The sequence below is a fragment of the Morganella sp. B601 genome, assembly GCF_051172335.1.
Classification (GTDB): domain Bacteria; phylum Pseudomonadota; class Gammaproteobacteria; order Enterobacterales; family Enterobacteriaceae; genus Morganella; species Morganella morganii.
On the sequence record NZ_JBPIZE010000001.1, the window covers coordinates 528,124 to 544,656 of the forward strand.

The 16,533-nt window shown below is 50.8% G+C and carries 16 protein-coding genes; 8 read left to right on the plus strand and 8 right to left on the minus strand.

The window, feature by feature from the left end:
- Positions 1–39 precede the first annotated feature (39 nt).
- On the plus strand, positions 40–1,197 hold the full coding sequence (gene ftsZ / locus ACSBQN_RS02350) for a cell division protein FtsZ (protein ID WP_004238466.1): 1,158 nt from the start codon (positions 40–42) through the stop codon (positions 1,195–1,197).
- Positions 1,198–1,295: 98 nt separating this feature from the next.
- The gene (lpxC, locus tag ACSBQN_RS02355; RefSeq protein ID WP_004238467.1) at positions 1,296–2,213 is read left to right on the plus strand and encodes a UDP-3-O-acyl-N-acetylglucosamine deacetylase; all 918 of its coding nucleotides are present in this window, start codon (positions 1,296–1,298) and stop codon (positions 2,211–2,213) included.
- A gap of 78 nt (positions 2,214–2,291) precedes the next feature.
- Here the strand turns inward: lpxC and ACSBQN_RS02360 are convergent, their stop codons facing one another.
- Positions 2,292–2,816 carry a DUF721 domain-containing protein gene (locus tag ACSBQN_RS02360; RefSeq protein ID WP_032098309.1) on the minus strand — a complete coding sequence of 175 codons (525 nt, stop codon included), beginning with the start codon at positions 2,814–2,816 and terminating at the stop codon, positions 2,292–2,294.
- A gap of 33 nt (positions 2,817–2,849) precedes the next feature.
- On the opposite strand from ACSBQN_RS02360, the gene secM reads away from it, so the two are divergent.
- The 3 genes from secM (at position 2,850) to mutT (ending at position 6,621) form a co-directional block, all read left to right on the plus strand.
- Positions 2,850–3,362 carry a secA translation cis-regulator SecM gene (gene secM, locus ACSBQN_RS02365; protein ID WP_024474853.1) on the plus strand — a complete coding sequence of 171 codons (513 nt, stop codon included), beginning with the start codon at positions 2,850–2,852 and terminating at the stop codon, positions 3,360–3,362.
- Between the two features lie 70 nt (positions 3,363–3,432).
- Entirely contained in the window at positions 3,433–6,144 is a 2,712-nt protein-coding gene (gene secA, locus ACSBQN_RS02370) for a preprotein translocase subunit SecA (RefSeq protein ID WP_004238470.1), read from the plus strand.
- 84 nt (positions 6,145–6,228) lie between these two features.
- Positions 6,229–6,621 carry an 8-oxo-dGTP diphosphatase MutT gene (gene mutT / locus ACSBQN_RS02375; RefSeq protein WP_062773018.1) on the plus strand — a complete coding sequence of 131 codons (393 nt, stop codon included), beginning with the start codon at positions 6,229–6,231 and terminating at the stop codon, positions 6,619–6,621.
- Between the two features lie 50 nt (positions 6,622–6,671).
- Here mutT and yacG read toward each other — a convergent pair whose 3' ends face one another.
- The 7 genes from yacG to ppdD all read right to left on the minus strand — a co-directional run bounded on the left by yacG (position 6,672) and on the right by ppdD (position 11,596).
- Positions 6,672–6,878 (minus strand): DNA gyrase inhibitor YacG, encoded by a 207-nt coding sequence (gene yacG, locus ACSBQN_RS02380; protein ID WP_004238472.1) that lies wholly within the window; start codon positions 6,876–6,878, stop codon positions 6,672–6,674.
- A gap of 13 nt (positions 6,879–6,891) precedes the next feature.
- A complete protein-coding gene (zapD, locus tag ACSBQN_RS02385; RefSeq protein WP_354633189.1) occupies positions 6,892–7,644 on the minus strand; it encodes a cell division protein ZapD in 753 nt (250 codons plus the stop codon).
- The gene (coaE, locus tag ACSBQN_RS02390) at positions 7,641–8,258 is read right to left on the minus strand and encodes a dephospho-CoA kinase (RefSeq protein ID WP_024474858.1); all 618 of its coding nucleotides are present in this window, start codon (positions 8,256–8,258) and stop codon (positions 7,641–7,643) included. The genes zapD and coaE overlap by 4 nt, the downstream gene beginning before the upstream one ends.
- A 142-nt stretch (positions 8,259–8,400) precedes the next feature.
- Complete coding sequence (locus ACSBQN_RS02395; RefSeq protein WP_434991614.1) at positions 8,401–8,877, minus strand: type II secretion system F family protein; 477 nt, start codon at positions 8,875–8,877, stop codon at positions 8,401–8,403.
- A 12-nt stretch (positions 8,878–8,889) separates the two neighbouring features.
- The gene (locus ACSBQN_RS02400; RefSeq protein WP_434991540.1) at positions 8,890–9,600 is read right to left on the minus strand and encodes a type II secretion system F family protein; all 711 of its coding nucleotides are present in this window, start codon (positions 9,598–9,600) and stop codon (positions 8,890–8,892) included.
- A gap of 27 nt (positions 9,601–9,627) precedes the next feature.
- Positions 9,628–11,151, minus strand: a complete 1,524-nt coding sequence (locus ACSBQN_RS02405) for an ATPase, T2SS/T4P/T4SS family (RefSeq protein WP_434991541.1) — start codon at positions 11,149–11,151, stop codon at positions 9,628–9,630.
- A gap of 25 nt (positions 11,152–11,176) precedes the next feature.
- Positions 11,177–11,596, minus strand: a complete 420-nt coding sequence (ppdD, locus tag ACSBQN_RS02410; protein ID WP_024474861.1) for a prepilin peptidase-dependent pilin — start codon at positions 11,594–11,596, stop codon at positions 11,177–11,179.
- Between the two features lie 281 nt (positions 11,597–11,877).
- Between ppdD and ampD the strand changes: the two genes are divergently transcribed.
- The 3 genes from ampD (at position 11,878) to aceE (ending at position 16,532) form a co-directional block, all read left to right on the plus strand.
- Positions 11,878–12,438 carry a 1,6-anhydro-N-acetylmuramyl-L-alanine amidase AmpD gene (gene ampD / locus ACSBQN_RS02415; RefSeq protein WP_024474862.1) on the plus strand — a complete coding sequence of 187 codons (561 nt, stop codon included), beginning with the start codon at positions 11,878–11,880 and terminating at the stop codon, positions 12,436–12,438.
- Positions 12,439–12,926: 488 nt separating this feature from the next.
- A complete protein-coding gene (gene pdhR / locus ACSBQN_RS02420; protein WP_024474863.1) occupies positions 12,927–13,691 on the plus strand; it encodes a pyruvate dehydrogenase complex transcriptional repressor PdhR in 765 nt (254 codons plus the stop codon).
- 177 nt (positions 13,692–13,868) lie between these two features.
- Positions 13,869–16,532, plus strand: coding sequence for a pyruvate dehydrogenase (acetyl-transferring), homodimeric type (aceE, locus tag ACSBQN_RS02425; protein WP_004238362.1), 2,664 nt, complete (start codon positions 13,869–13,871; stop codon positions 16,530–16,532).
- Position 16,533: the final 1 nt, after the last annotated feature.

The window sequence follows — 16,533 nt, forward strand, 5'->3', positions numbered from 1 at the left end:
TAGCCGCCATATAAGAAAGGCACAAAACGGAGAGAGATTATGTTTGAACCGATGGAATTGACCAACGACGCGGTGATTAAAGTCATCGGCGTCGGCGGGGGCGGCGGTAACGCTGTTGAGCATATGGTCCGTGAACGCATCGAAGGCGTTGAGTTCTTCGCTGTGAATACGGACGCTCAGGCGCTTCGTAAAACCGCCGTCGGCCAGACTATTCAGATTGGTAACGGAATCACCAAAGGCCTGGGTGCGGGTGCAAACCCGGAAGTGGGCCGTAACGCGGCGGAAGAAGATCGCGAAGCTCTGCGCAATGCACTCGACGGTGCGGACATGGTCTTTATCGCAGCCGGTATGGGCGGCGGTACAGGGACCGGTGCGGCACCTGTTGTTGCTGAAGTTGCCAAAGAGCTGGGCATCCTGACTGTTGCTGTGGTGACCAAGCCGTTCAACTTTGAAGGCAAAAAGCGCATGGCATTCGCCGAGCAGGGGATTACTGAGTTATCCAAGCATGTTGACTCACTGATCACCATCCCGAATGACAAACTGCTGAAAGTATTAGGCCGCGGAATCTCACTGCTGGATGCCTTCGGTGCTGCCAATGACGTGTTACGCGGCGCGGTCCAGGGTATCGCAGAACTGATCACCCGTCCGGGCCTGATGAACGTTGACTTCGCGGACGTCCGTACCGTGATGTCAGAAATGGGTTACGCGATGATGGGTTCCGGCGTGGCGCGCGGTGAAGACCGTGCGGAAGAAGCTGCCGAAATGGCGATTTCCAGCCCGCTGCTGGAAGATATCGACCTGTCAGGTGCGCGTGGTGTGCTGGTTAACATCACGGCGGGCTTTGACCTGCGTCTGGATGAGTTCGAAACCGTGGGTAACACTATCCGTGCATTTGCATCGGATAATGCGACCGTGGTTATCGGTACTTCCTTAGACCCTGAAATGAACGATGAGCTGCGTGTGACTGTGGTCGCGACCGGTATCGGCATGGACAAACGTCCTGAAATCACGCTGGTAACCAATAAAGCGGTGCAGACCAACAACATGGAACATCGTTATGCACAAATGCAAAACAGCATGACCAGCATGGATGAAAGCAAATCAGTGGCACAGGTTGTCAACGATTCTTCAGCCCAGAGCAATAAAGAACCGGATTATTTAGATATCCCGGCGTTCTTGCGCAAACAGGCTGATTAAACCGAAAAGATTTGCATCTCCGCTTTTTGTGCTAAACTATCTCCCTTGTCATTAGTTTATAATGACAGGGAGACAGTTAATCAAACGAGACAGAAACGATGATCAAACAAAGAACATTAAAGCGTATTGTTCAGGCTACGGGTGTAGGTTTACACACCGGCAAAAAAGTTACGCTGACAATGCGTCCGGCACCGGCCAATACCGGGATCATCTATCGCCGTACTGATCTTAATCCGCCTGTCGATTTTCCGGCAGATGCGAAATCCGTGCGTGATACGATGTTATGTACTTGTCTGGTAAATGAAGACAACGTACGTATTTCCACGGTTGAGCATTTGAACGCAGCACTGGCCGGACTCGGCATTGATAACCTGGTTATCGAAGTCGATGCCGCTGAAATCCCGATTATGGATGGCAGCGCAAGCCCGTTCGTATTCCTGTTACTGGATGCCGGTATTGAAGAACTGAGCAGCGCGAAGAAATTCCTGCGTCTGAAAGAGACCGTCCGTGTTGAAGATGGTGATAAGTGGGCTGAACTCTCTCCGTTTAACGGTTTCAGCTTAGATTTCACTATCGATTTCAATCATCCGGCGATCGATTCCAGTACTCAGCGCTACGCGATGAACTTCTCTGCGGAAAACTTTGTCCGGGATATCAGCCGTGCACGTACCTTCGGGTTCATGCGGGATATTGAATATCTCCAGTCCAAAGGCTTATGTTTAGGCGGAAGTTTTGACTGTGCCATCGTGGTGGATGATTACCGCGTGCTGAATGAAGATGGCCTGCGTTTTGAAGACGAATTTGTCCGTCACAAAATGCTGGATGCTATCGGTGACCTGTTTATGTGCGGCCACAATATCATTGGTGCCTTTACCGCATTCAAATCCGGTCACGCACTGAATAACAAGTTACTTCAGGCTGTTCTGGCTAAAGAGAGCGCCTGGGAACTCGTGACATTCGAGAACGAAGCACAGATGCCGGTTGCATTCCGTGCACCGTCAACCGTACTGGCGTAATCAGGTCATGGTACCACAGCTTGTTGCTCTGACCCTGACACTCCTGTCACTGACGTTATTTACCAAATAACCGTCTGCTTAATCTGCTGCACTGGTACTCTCTCCGGCCAGTGCAGCCAATTTCTCCAGCTTCTTCCTCAGTTTCTCCGGGCTTCTCTGCGCCAGCGCTTTCAGTGAATTGGCACTTTCAGCACTTAATTTCCGTCCCGGCTCTGCTGTTTTTTGCCCTCTGCTATCTGAGTTGCTGCTTTTATCACCACCCGGTAACCCGGTTGCTGATGATTTCATCAATGACGGATTGATTTTGATGTCGATGGCCGATAATGATGGTAAAATCTCCCGGCGCAGTGCAGAACGCAGTGCGGGAAGTTCGTAACGCAGCCGGGTCATCTGTGCCGCATTAGAGACTTCCAGAATTAACAGTTGTTTGCGATAATTAGCCACGCGGCAGTGTGGTTTGAGCATCGCGGGCAGCAGCGCCAGAACGGCGCGGTTGAGTTTAAGTAACACGACAGCACGCTGCTGAATACTTTTAAGGGTATTATTATCCTTAGTCCCGCTTTCCAGCAGGCTTTCAAGGGAAACTGGCTGACTGTCGCGCATCACATATACTCCGGATCTCGTGAGGGAAACACTATTTTAAATCTTTGGCGGCAATTTGGCAGGCGTTATTTCTGGTGCCATCTCTTTATCGGGATTGTGGCGACCGGTTTTGGCCTGCCTGCGGTACTGAACAGTGGTGATGTTACCACAGCCGGTGCCGGGACAACACAAAACCGCCAGAGTCAGGCATTATCCGCCTTTGACAGCCTGTTCCTGCAAAGCAGCCAGCCGGCGAGAACCTCACAGAACGTTAATTACTGGCAGCAGCATGCGGTCCGTAATGTTATCCGCCAGATTTCCTTTGCATTTTCCTGTCCGGAAGATGCCTCAAAAGATAATACCCCGGCAGAAGACCGGCATGATGCCTCCGCGCAAAATATGCTGGCGGCGCTGTATGCCATTCTGACCGACTCCCCGGCTCTGCCTGTTTATCATCCGGCAGTTCTGCCGCAGCGTATTGCTGCAGTTAACCCGTCTCCGTCTTTTTCGGTTCAGTGGATTGCCCGCACCGGCGGCATCCGTGCCGGTCCCGTAAAATCAGCGTAGTTCCCCAAAAAAATTATTAACACATTGATTATTAACAAGGCCTGATTGTGCCTGAACAGAGACGTTTATTATGCTGGTAAAATTACTGACCAAAATCTTCGGCAGCCGGAATGACCGTACTTTACGCCGCCTGCGTAAATCTGTGGAAGCTATCAACCGGATGGAACCTGAGTTCGAAAAACTCAGTGATGATGAATTAAAAGCCAAAACACAGGAATTCCGTGATCGCCTGGCAAAAGGCGAATCCGAGCAGGATATCTTACCGGAAGCGTTCGCCACGGTACGTGAAGCCAGTAAACGTGTATTTGGTATGCGCCACTTTGATGTCCAGCTGATCGGCGGCATGGTGCTGAACGAACGCTGCATCGCTGAGATGCGTACAGGTGAAGGTAAAACCCTGACCGCGACACTGCCTGCTTACCTCAACGCCCTGTCCGGCAAAGGGGTTCACGTGGTGACAGTGAACGACTACCTCGCCCAGCGTGACGCCGAAAACAACCGCCCGCTGTTTGAATTCCTCGGTATGACCGTTGGTATCAACCTGCCGGGCATGCCTGCACCGGCCAAACGCGAAGCGTACGCTGCGGATATCACTTACGGTACCAACAACGAATACGGTTTTGACTATCTGCGTGACAACATGGCGTTCAGCCCGGAAGAGCGTGTACAGCGCAAACTGCACTACGCGCTGGTGGATGAGGTTGACTCCATCTTAATCGATGAAGCCCGTACCCCGCTGATTATCTCCGGTCCGGCAGAAGACAGCTCTGAGCTGTACATGAAAGTGGATAAACTGATCCCGCGTCTGGTCCGCCAGGAAAAAGAAGATTCCGACACTTTCAAAGGTGAAGGTCACTTCTCTGTGGATGAGAAAACCCGCCAGGTCACACTGACCGAGCGTGGTCTGGTGCTGGTGGAAGAGCTGCTGTCTGAAGCGGGTCTGATGAATGAAGGTGAATCACTGTACTCACCATCCAATATCATGCTGATGCACCACGTTATGGCGGGTCTGCGCGCGCACTCCCTGTTTGTCCGTGATGTGGATTATATCGTCAGCGAAGGTGAGGTTATCATCGTCGATGAGCACACCGGCCGTACCATGCAGGGCCGCCGCTGGTCTGATGGTCTGCATCAGGCAGTGGAAGCCAAAGAAGGTGTGGAAATCCAGAATGAAAACCAGACTCTGGCCTCCATCACTTTCCAGAACTACTTCCGTTTATACACCAAACTGGCCGGGATGACCGGTACAGCGGACACGGAAGCGTTTGAATTCAGTTCAATTTATAAACTCGATACCATTGTTATCCCGACTAACCGTCCGATGATCCGTAAAGATTTACCGGATCTGGTTTATATGACAGAAGCTGATAAATTCAATGCCATCATTGAAGATATCCGCGAGCGTACCGCAGCCGGACAGCCGGTGCTGGTGGGGACTATCTCTATCGAGAAATCAGAGCTTATCTCCAACGCACTGAAAAAAGCCAAAATTGAACACAGCGTGCTGAACGCCAAATTCCACGCCATGGAAGCGGATATCGTTGAACAGGCGGGTCGTTCCGGTCACGTAACTATCGCCACCAACATGGCGGGTCGTGGTACGGATATCGTGCTGGGCGGCAGCTTACAGGCTGATCTGGCGGCGCTGGACGAGCCGACAGAAGAGAATATCGCTGCGGCAAAAGCTGCATGGCAGGAGCGTCACGATGCCGTTCTGGCGGCAGGCGGTCTGCATATCATCGGTACTGAGCGTCATGAATCCCGCCGTATCGATAACCAGTTACGCGGTCGTTCAGGTCGTCAGGGTGATGCTGGTTCTTCCCGCTTCTACCTGTCTATGGAAGATGCACTGATGCGTATTTTCGCCTCTGACCGTGTTACCGGCATGATGCGCAAACTGGGTATGAAAGAAGGTGAGGCGATTGAGCATCCGTGGGTAACCAAAGCGATTGCCAACGCACAGCGTAAAGTCGAAAGCCGTAACTTTGATATCCGTAAACAGCTGCTGGAATACGATGATGTGGCAAACGACCAGCGCCGTGCTATCTATACCCAGCGTAATGATCTGCTGGATAACGGGGATATCAGCGAAACTATCGACAGCATCCGTGGTGATGTATTCACAACAGTTATCGATGCACATATTCCGCCGCAGTCTCTGGAAGAAATGTGGGATATCCCGGGGCTGGAAAAACGTCTGGAACAGGATTTCGACTTACATCTGCCAATCAAAGAGTGGCTGGATAAAGAGCCTGAACTGCACGAAGAAACCCTGCGTGAGCGCATCCTTGACAAAGCGGTGGAAGTTTACAAAGCCAAAGAAGAGATTGTCGGCGCTGAAATGATGCGTCACTTCGAGAAAGGCGTGATGCTGCAAACTCTGGATACCCTGTGGAAAGAGCACCTGGCGGCAATGGATTATCTGCGTCAGGGGATCCATCTGCGCGGTTATGCACAGAAAGATCCGAAGCAGGAATACAAGCGTGAATCTTTCTCCATGTTTGCTAACATGCTGGAAGGCCTGAAATATGAAGTGGTCAGCACCATTTCCAAAGTTCAGGTCCGCATGCCGGAAGAAGTGGAAGCACTGGAGCAGCGTCGTCGTGAGGAAGCTGAACGTCTGGCACAGCGCCAGCAGCTCAGCCATGAAAATGACAATGCCGCACTGATGACCAAAACAGAAGCGGAAATGGCATCCGGTGTCCGCAAAGTCGGCCGTAACGATCCGTGCCCTTGCGGATCCGGTAAGAAATACAAGCAGTGCCACGGTGCACTGAAATAATCAGTCCTGACAGGCGATTAACATAAAAAAGTAAAAAGGCGGGGAAACCCGCCTTTCTTCTGTAAATAAAACGGACAGAACATGATGGAAAAAAAACACTTACGTATTGCCGCCGGCGTTATCCGTAATGCAGAAGGTGAGATATTTATTGCTCAGCGTCCGCTGAAATCACATATGGGCGGTTACTGGGAGTTTCCCGGCGGTAAGCTGGAAGCCGGAGAGTCACCGGAGCAGGCGCTGGTGCGGGAGCTGGAAGAAGAGCTGGGTATTGTGGCGGTTCCGGGCGAACTGTTGCAGACGGCAGAACATGAATTTCCGGATCGCCTGATCACCATTTATTTCTTCCTGGTCGAAGAGTGGCAGAATGCGCCATATGGCCGCGAAGGTCAGCCATCCCGCTGGGTAAAACAAACGGCACTGATTGCTGAGGAGTTCCCGCCGGTCAACCGGGGAATTGTGGCATTGCTGACCGAATAAGATTCTGAGGTACGGCGGCGGCTGTTTTGATTCAGCCACCGCCGGATTAATCAGTACGGTGAACTGTCTTCCGGTTCACTCCAGGCTTCACTGTCAGAAAGGTCACTCTGGCTGGCAATCCGTTTTTCTTCCGCAGCCCATTCCCCGAGATCAATCAACTGACAACGTTTACTGCAAAACGGGCGGTACGGACTTTCCGGCCCCCAGACAACCTCTTTTTTGCAATTCGGACAGTTAACGATAATAGCTTCTGACATAACATCCTCCCTGTTAGCAACAGGCAATTTCAAACGGTAAAGTAGCCGGTATTATACCGTGTTCGCTGTCAGTATGCAGGAAGCGTATGGCAAAACGTGTTTTATGGCCGGAGACCTGCGGGTAAATCTGAAAATCAACCGGCAGACGCAGGCGCAGTAAATCCGCACCTTCCGCGTTATCCTGATAAAAACCGTTGTGGCTTTCAGCTGCGACAAACGGCGCGGACTGACGCAGCAGAGTCAGCAGGCTGCCGAGTGCATTTTGCAGCGGCTGCAAACCTTCAATCCAGGCGGCCTGTGTGGTATCACGGACACTCTGCGGCAGATTCAGCCACAGATGAAGGTAGGGCAGATCAAACCCGCAGCATCCGCCCGGAATACTCAGCCGCTGACGGACGATAGCGATTATTTTATCTTCTTTCAGGTGCTGGGCGATGCGGGGTGCTTTGCTCAGTTCTGCGGCTTTTTGTTTCAGTTCGTCAGAAAACCCCCGGATCAGTGCCTGGTCAGCATTGGGGGCTTCTGCCCACATGGCCAGTTTCTTTTGCTGCTTTTCCAGCTCTTTTAAAATTTCCGAACGGACTTCACCGCGATCAATCACTTCAATAAATTCCGCGACAGACCTGAAGAATGCCAGGCTTGATGGCAGAGAGTCCAGCGGGGACAGCGTACTCATTTGCTGAAGTGATGTTTCAATGCGCAGCCATGAACGGGTTCGTTCGTTTAAAGGGTGTTCAAAAATTACAGACTGACGGATTTCGCTCATGGGTGTTCCTGTTTTGGCTGACGGGCCAATGCTGTATAAAGTTCGTGCAGTGCAAGGACGCGGGGCATCAGTGGCTCATCGTTATCATGATTTGTCAGGATATCATCGGCAACGGCCAGACGTTGTTCACGGGATGCCTGCGCCCGCAGAATATTTTCGGCATGCTCAGCGGATACGCCGTCACGGCGCATTGTCCGGGCGACCTGTTCGTGTGGATAAACATCCACAACCAGCACGCGATCCGCAAGGGAAGCAAGGTTGTTTTCGACCAGAAGAGGAACCACCCAAAGGGCATAAGGGGCAGTGATATTGTTCAGCTGGCGCCGGGTTTCCTGATGGATAAGCGGATGCAGTAACTGATTGAGCCAGGTTTTTTCCGCCGGGTCTGCAAAGATCTCCCGGCGCAGTGCTGCTCTGTCCAGTGTGCCGTCTGCAGTCAGAATCCGGGTACCGAAGTGATCGGCAATAGCCTGCAATGCGGGCGTTCCCGGTTCAACCACCTGACGGGCAATAATATCCGCATCTGTCACAGGGACCCCGAGACGGGCAAACATATCCGCAACGGTACTTTTTCCGCTGCCGATACCTCCGGTTAACGCAACAATATAAGCCATTGTATTTCTGTCCTGATCGAAACAACGGGTAAATTGTACCTGATGAAATTAATTTCGCCTATGGCAAATAAGCGGTGAATACAGAGATATTTCACAGGTTTGAATTTTTTTAATCTGTTTCTTTAAATTATGAATAGTTTTATCAGACTAAAACTTCACCGAGCCGGAATAAAGGTAAATACATTGCAATTAATAAAACAGCAACAAGAATTGCCAGCAGGATAAACAGTACCGGCTGGAGTATTTTAAAAAATGTCTGAATTTGGTTTAAGGCGAGAGATTTAAACCAGTCTGCGGTATAGAGAAAAAAGTGTCCGAATTGTCCGGTGGCTTCACCGGTGGTAATCAGCTCATGGCACAGAGATGGGAATAATCCAGATTGTTTAATTGATTCACTGAATGTTTTTCCGTGAAGCAAGTCCTCCCGTATCACAGTTAATGCCTCTTTATATAACGGATGTGTTGTTGTCATAATAAGTGTATTAATACCCGAAATAAGTGTAATGCCTGATTGTTGTGTTATTGCCAGTATCCGGAAAATATGAGAGACACAGCTGAAGATAATAATGTTTCCGATAAAAGGAATACGCAGAATACAGGTCGATTCTGTTTTTTTAATATCCGGATGTCTTCACCGAAATACATGATAAATAAATATAATTGCAGTCGTTATACCCATTGACGGGATTGTGTAACCGGTAATAACACCGGAAACCCGGATCAGCCATTGTGTCAGAGCGGGAAGTTCTGCACCGAATGAGGTATATATTTTTGCAAATTCAGGGATAACAAACAGAAACATTAATGTGGTCATCAGAAAGCAGATAACTAACAATGCAACGGGATAGCGGATTGATTTAATTAATGCAGCCCGGTGATCCCGGTTACTCTCAATATGCTGTGCAATCGTGTGAAGACACTCCGGTAATTTGCCGGTTTCCTCTCCGACTGTGGCCATCTGACAATAAAAGGAATCAAATAAACCGGGATACTGCATTATTCCCTGAGTAAATGTTTTTCCCTGCTGCAATTGCCTGATAAGAGCACGGATTACTTCTTCCCAGAGCGGGTGACTGCATTCACCCGCCAGCAGTGTGAGCGCTTTCAGTAACGGCAACCCCGACGTCAGTAATGTTGTCAGCTGCCGGGTAAAGTGCAGCAGATACTGTTTTTCTTTCTGTGAGCAGACCAGCCGTTTGCGGCAAAACAGCGATACAGGTGTGATGCTCTGCGAAATCAGCTGACTGACAGCATTATTCTCTGAAGGTGAAATAAGCGTTCCGGTCACCACCTTGTCAGCGGGTGTCAGACCGGACCAGTCATACAACCGGTAAATTTGCATGGCATCACTCCTGCTGGTCAGCGGATGTTAAATATCCTGCATATGGTAAATCTCACTGAGTGTGGTTACCCCTGATTCCGCCAGCGCGATACCGGCATCAAACAGTGAACCGGGTAACTCACCGGCAGCGGGAGGCTGAATGTGCTGCGGTGTGAGGAATGCAAAGCAGGCGGTACGCCCGTAATAGCCTGAAAAGCAGTGATCACAGCCGTTTGCCTGCCACGGGATGAACTGATGTGTTTTCCCGCTGCTCAGTATCACGGTTTCTGTCTTCTGTTTCTGCGTTTTGCAGCGCGGACACAACAGGCGGACCAGACGCTGCGCAATAATCAGTTTGATGCAGGTTTTCATGAAATATTCATCAATACCCAGTTGCCTCAGCCGTGAATATGTATCCTCCGCAGAGTTTGTATGCAGAGTGGACAGCACCAGGTGACCGGTATGAGCCGCTTTGATTGCCATCTCGGCGGTGGGTTTATCCCGGATTTCCCCCACCATAATGACATCCGGATCCTGACGCAGCAGGGCCCGCAGGATGGCGGCGAAGCCCAGCTCAATCTTCGGGTTTATCTGAGTCTGGGTGATCCCCCGCAGCGGGATTTCCACCGGATCCTCAACACTGCAGATATTCCGGTTATTCTGATTCAGATACTGCAGGCAGCCGTAGAGTGTGGCGGTTTTTCCGCTGCCGGTGGGACCGGTGAGTAAAATAATGCCGGTGGCACTGCCGAGCCCTGTATGCAGAGTTTCCAGCTGCCGGGCCGTCAGACCGGATTTTTCCAGCGCCAGATTCTGAGTGGTGCTCAGCAGGCGCAGCACGACTTTCTCACCATAAATTGTCGGCAGAGTGGCAACACGGACAGCATAGCGGGTGTTATTTTCCAGCCACTCAAATTGCCCGTCCTGGGGTAACCGTTTTTCGGCAATATCGAGGCCGGAAATGATTTTGATGCGGATAATTATCTCACTACTGATTTCTGGTGGCGGTGAATTCAGCGTATGCAGTTGCCCGTCGATTCTGGCACGGATCCGGTAACCCTGTTGTGCTGGCTCAATGTGAATATCGGAGGCCCGCTTGGCAATGGCTCCCGTAATCATCTGGTTAACAAACCGGACAGCGGCGGATTGCTGTTCTGCCGGCCAGGTATCGGTCTCAGGTGCCTGGCGGGGATCCTGTGCCGGAGGCGGAGCAGGCGGTGGCAGTGGGGAACCGGTGCCTGTACAGTTATTGCCGGTATCCGCAGAGACCGGCGTGTTTGTCTCCGGTGTTACACCGGGGAAAAGAACCGGCTCCGGCAGCGGGGTATTGCGGCGGCAGTAGGCCAGTTTTTCACTGTGCCACAATTCAATGTCCACCCGCTTACCGGCCAGAAAACGGATAGCAGACACAACATCTCTGCGCGGCTGCTGTGCGGCAGCAACTCTGACGGCATCGGGGTTATAGTCAATCAGCATTAGTTCATTGCGCTCACAAAGTGCATGAACTTCAGCCAGTAAGAGTTGTTCCTCCCCGCCGGTACGGGCGACAGGGGCGGGTGCAGTTGTTTGCATAATGAATTCCTTTTCAGGTCAGTAGTTACTTGATGACGTCAAGACAGATTTTTTTCAGTGCGTCTTCTTTGCTGTTGCAGTCGGTTGTCCAGACAGTAATACCGTTAAGCGGGTTTCTTACCGGGGTCGTGCTGACCGTCAGCGCAGCCAGTGAACTGTTCCCCTGCACAGTCACAACACCGTTTTCCGCTTTGACAGATTTGATATAGCGTCCCGGTGAATCAGCCGGAATGGTGCCCGACCCGCTGTTGCATCCTGCAAAAGAGGGATTATCAAAACTGCACAGTTCCACGCCGGTTTTAAACGCGGTAACCGTGCGCAGCACGTCAATCAGTGCTGCCTTACGGATATAGTTCTGATAGCCGGGAACCGCGATGGCACTGAGAACGGCCACAATGGCAACCACCACCATCACCTCGATTAATGTGAATCCGCGCTGGTTCATACAGATACTCCTTTTTGTGTCTGTGAAAGAGGTACTTATTTAGCGTGATGCACTTTATTCAATGACGGATCGGCAAAAAAGAGAGGTCTCCGGATTTCTCGGCACAGATGGAAAACTGCGGTGTAACATTTGAAAAATGCAGATTTTTTTTCGGTCTGACACGCAAAAATCTTCCGTGAAAAATCAGTACTCCCCGGAAAGGGGGGAAGACACGTATACTGTGCGGCACAAAATGATATTTGTTGTGTGATTGAATAACGGTTTTTTGCTCAGGAGAACGAATGGATATTCAGGATGGCTGGCTGACCACAGCGCACCGGGTGATTTCACCGCATCACGATACCCGGCCGGAACAGGTGACTCCCCGTTTACTGGTGATCCACAATATCAGTCTGCCGCCGGGACAGTTCGGTGGCCCGTATATTGACCAGCTTTTTCAGGGTACGCTGGACCCGGATGCGCATCCGTTTTTTGCTGAAATACAGGCGCTGCGGGTTTCCGCACATTGCCTGATCCGCCGGACCGGGGAAATTGTGCAGTATGTGCCTTTTGATGCACGGGCCTGGCATGCAGGGGTTTCCTGTTATCAGGGCACCGAAAAGTGTAATGATTTTTCCGTCGGTATTGAGCTGGAAGGCACGGATACCCGACCTTTTACGGATGAACAGTATCATGCACTGACTGCGGTGACACAGGTGCTTCTGGCGCACTATCCGCAAATGAACGGGCATATCACCGGACACAGTGATATTGCGCCGGGGCGCAAAACGGATCCCGGTCCCTGTTTCGACTGGAACCGATACAGGAATTCACTGAATCCGGCAGACATTCCGGCTGAATAATCAGTAAAATTGCGCAGATATGACTGACGTGAAATTTTCCTGTTTACCGGTTCCCTGCTAGAATTAGCATTCCGGTAACCTGTTACTGATTAAATGCGTCTGGTGAGTATCGTTACAGCGGAAACAATCTGGCCGGGCTCTGTAACGCGGAAAATCATCAATAAGATGCGGTGAAAATGCACAAAAAATGATTATTTATCCGTCGATCTGATCACTGTAACGGTTCAGTTTGCGTATTTATCTGAATTTTAAACGTTAAATCCTGTAACATTCACGATGCAGCATTTAAACGTATCAGTTATCAATTTATGCTAAAATTTAAAAAAAATTGTTAAAACTTGCTGGTTTTTATGATTTAGCTCAAGGTCTTTATAGACAGTTGGTGAATACTTTGTTACTTTAAGACCCTGTAAAAGAAATTGGTATTACCAATTGACTACAAAACCCATGAAGCAATATTTATCCATGTTGATGGTTCTGATGCAAATATGGCTTACAGCAAAATCCGCCAACCAAAATTAGCCGACGTGATCGAGCAGCGGCTGGAACACTTAATCCTCGACGGCACTCTGAGCCCGGGGGAGAAGCTGCCGCCTGAACGCGAGCTGGCCAAACAGTTCGACGTCTCACGTCCCTCACTGCGCGAAGCAATTCAAAAACTTGAAGCGAAAGGCTTTCTGCTGCGCAGACAAGGTGGCGGCACATTTGTACAGAGCAATCTCTGGCAAAGCTTCAGTGACCCGCTGGCCCAGCTGCTGGAAGGGCATCCCGAATCTCAGTTTGATCTGCTGGAAACCCGTCATGCCCTCGAGGGTATTGCTGCCTATTATGCCGCTCTGCGGGGAACCGAAGCGGATTTTGTCCGTATCACCAACAGCCATCAGGCGATTGCCGATGCCCGCGACGCCGGGGATGTGGAATCCGAATCTCAGGCTGTCCTGCAATATCAGCTGATTGTCACAGAAGCCGCACATAATGTGGTGCTGTTGCATCTGCTGCGCTGTATGGTGCCGATGCTGGAAAAAAATATCCGGCAGAACTTTGAATTCTTATATACCCGGAAAGAGATGCTGGCGATGGTCAGCGAGCACCGGGAACAGGTATTCCGGGCCATCATGAGCCGGTCGCCGGAGGTTGCGCGGGAAGCATCCCACCGCCATCTGGCATTCCTGGAAGACGTATTGCTGGATATGAGCCGTGAACACACCCGCCGGGAACGTTCACTGCGCCGTCTCCAGCAGTATACAGAATAAATCAGTAATGGTTTTGGGGCTTACAGATCCCTGAATGCTGCGTCTGTAAGCTGACCTATGCATCAGCGGCAATATATAGCCGGGCCTATCTTCACGTCGCCCGCCACCGTTAAGACGGGATACGTGAAGATAGGCTCCGAATATCATTAGAAACAGATAAACTATAAGGAATACACCATGTCAGACATTTTGAACAATGACGTGGATCCGATCGAAACCCGCGACTGGCTACAGGCGATCGAATCGGTCATCCGTGAAGAAGGTGTTGAGCGTGCACAGTTCCTGATTGATCAGGTTCTGAATACTGCCCGTCAGGGTGGTGTGAGTGTTGCAGCAGGTGCTGCGGCCCGTAATTACATCAACACCATTCCTGTTGAGGATGAACCTGCCTACCCGGGCAACCTGGAGCTGGAACGTCGTATCCGTTCTGCTATCCGCTGGAACGCTGTCATGATGGTTCTGCGCGCATCCAAGAAAGATCTGGATCTGGGCGGTCACATGGCATCTTACCAGTCTGCGGCTACCATGTATGAAGTGTGCTTCAACCACTTCTTCCGTGCGCAGAACGAAAAAGACGGCGGTGATGTTATTTATTTCCAGGGCCACTTAAGCCCGGGCTACTACGCACGCGCATTCATGGAAGGTCGTCTGACCGAAGAGCAGCTGAACAATTTCCGTCAGGAAATCGGCGGCAAAGGTCTGCCTTCTTATCCGCACCCTAAACTGATGCCTAACTTCTGGCAGTTCCCGACCGTTTCTATGGGTCTGGGGCCGCTGGCAGCTATCTATCAGGCTAAGTTCCTGAAATATCTGGAACACCGTGGTCTGAAAGATACTTCCGAGCAAACCGTTTATGCCTTCCTGGGTGATGGCGAGATGGATGAGCCGGAATCTAAAGGTGCAATCAATATCGCTGTCCGCGAAAGCCTGGACAACCTGATCTTCGTTATCAACTGTAACCTGCAGCGTCTTGACGGCCCTGTAAACGGTAACGGTAAAATCGTTAACGAAATGGAAGGTATGTTCGCAGGCGCCGGCTGGCAGGTAATCAAAGTCATGTGGGGCGGCCGCTGGGATGAACTGCTGAAGAAAGATACCAGCGGTAAACTGATCCAGCTGATGAACGAAACCGTTGACGGCGACTATCAGACATTCAAATCCAAAGACGGTGCTTACGTCCGTGAACACTTCTTCAACCGCTATCCGGAAACTGCTGCATTAGTCAAAGACTGGACTGATGAGCAGATCTTCGCACTGAACCGCGGTGGTCACGATCCGAAGAAAATGTTCGCTGCACTGAAAAAAGCGCATGACACCAAAGGCAAACCAACTCTGATCCTGGCCCAGACCGTTAAAGGTTATGGTATGGGTGATACCGCTGAAGGTAAAAACATCGCTCACCAGGTTAAGAAAATGAACATGGAAGGCGTGCGCCATCTCCGTGATCGTTTCAATATCGATGTGGCTGATGATCAACTGGAAAAACTGCCGTTCATCAAGTTTGACGAAAACTCTGAAGAGCAGAAATACATGATGGAACGCCGTGCGGCACTGCATGGTCCGGTTCCTTCACGCCGTTCTCATTTCGATGAGAAACTGGATATTCCTGCACTGAGCGATTTCAGCCAGTTACTGGAAGAGCAGAGCAAAGAAATCTCCACCACTATCGCGTTTGTGCGTGCACTGAACGTGATGCTGAAAAACAAATCCATCAAAGAACGCATCGTGCCAATCATTGCTGACGAAGCGCGTACATTCGGTATGGAAGGTCTGTTCCGTCAGATCGGTATCTACAACTCCAAAGGTCAGCTGTATACCCCGCAGGACCGTGAGCAGGTTGCTTACTACCGTGAAGATGTGAAAGGTCAGATCCTGCAGGAAGGTATCAACGAACTGGGTGCAGGCGCATCCTGGCTGGCAGCTGCGACCTCTTACAGCACCAACAACCTGCCGATGATTCCGTTCTACATCTACTACTCAATGTTCGGTTTCCAGCGTATCGGTGACCTGATGTGGATGGCAGGCGACCAGCAGGCACGCGGCTTCCTGATCGGCGGTACTTCAGGCCGTACCACCCTGAACGGTGAAGGTCTGCAGCACGAAGACGGCCACAGCCACATTCAGTCTCTGACTATCCCTAACTGCCTGTCTTATGACCCGTCATTCGCGTACGAAGTTGCGGTCATCATGCAGGATGGTCTGGAGCGTATGTATGGTGAAGCTCAGGAAAACATTTACTACTACATCACCACGCTGAACGAAAACTACCACATGCCTGCAATGCCGGAAGGTGTTGAGGAAGGTATCCGTAAAGGTATCTACAAGCTCGAAACCCTGACCGGTGATAAAGGCAAGGTACAGTTACTGGGTTCAGGTGCGATTCTGCGTCATGTGCGTGAAGCAGGTCAGATTCTGTCTTCTGAGTACGGTATCAGCTCTGATATCTACAGCGTAACCTCGTTCACCGAACTGGCCCGTGAAGGTCAGGATTGTGACCGCTGGAACATGCTGCATCCGTCAGAAACCCCGCGTGTGCCTTACATCACTCAGGTGATGAACGATGCACCTGCTGTGGCGTCCACTGACTGGATGAAACTGTTTGCAGAACAGGTTCGCGGTTATGTTCCTGCTGACCAGTACCGCGTACTGGGTACTGACGGTTACGGCCGTTCAGACAGCCGTGATAACCTGCGTCATCACTTCGAAATCGATGCCGGTTATGTTGTGGTTGCTGCTCTGGGTGAGCTGGCTAAACGTGGTGAAGTTGACGTGAAAGTGGTTGAAGAAGCCATTAAGAAATTCAGCATCAACCCTGAAAAAGTTAACCCGCGTGTGGCATAAG